At 46.7% G+C, this 778-nt stretch carries 1 protein-coding gene; it reads left to right on the top strand.

Features of this window, described 5'->3' with window-relative positions:
• Window positions 1-168 precede the first annotated feature (168 nt).
• Window positions 169-778, top strand: a 610-nt coding sequence (locus ACS8FC_RS16715; protein WP_439297609.1) for a Sir2 family NAD-dependent protein deacetylase, incomplete at its 3' end; no start/stop codon positions are given.

The raw sequence follows: 778 nt of genomic DNA, 5'->3' as shown, positions 1-778 counted from the left end.
CATTCGGTATTGTATTTTTTGACTTGGCACTACCGTGGTTTTCGCCTACTTTTGCCCCGCGCGATTTTGCCACTAACCATAAGGCCACGATGATGGCGAACAATATGACAAGCCACCAAATTCCGTCTATCATAAGTAAAAATATCCATTACTAACAAGGGTTGGCTCATGTTAGCAGAATTATCACCAGCGGTAATAGCAGAAGTAAAACTTACGGCAACATTGTTGGCAACGAAACAACGTATTTGCATTTTGACAGGGGCAGGTATTTCAGCCGAAAGTGGTATTCCGACGTTTCGAGATAAGCAAACAGGACTTTGGGAGAACTATCGCGCGGAAGATTTGGCAACCCCTGAAGCATTCGCTCGCGATCCAAAGCTAGTATGGTCATGGTATCAATGGCGTCGGCAGATGGTCGCAGACAAAGCACCAAATCCTGCTCATCATGCACTGGCTCAGTGGCAGTATCATGCGCAAACCTCCGATCAGCAAGTCACACTTATCACGCAGAATGTCGATGACCTACATGAGCAAGCTGGTAGTTCGGTAACTCATCTGCACGGTCATCTATGGCGTAATCGCTGTGGTCAGTGTGAGATACCTTATCTAGAACAATCAAGAGCCGCCTATAGCAAGCAAGATACTATACGTTTTGATAATAAGCTGATTACTTGCCCGCACTGTGAAGGCTATATCAGACCAGATATTGTGTGGTTTGGTGAAGCACTACCTGTACAAGCATGGCAGACTGCCGAAGAGGCGGCGGCTAATTGCGACG

The sequence above is a fragment of the Psychrobacter sp. 1Y4 genome, assembly GCF_051847555.1.
This window is presented reverse-complemented; position numbering and strand designations above follow the sequence as displayed.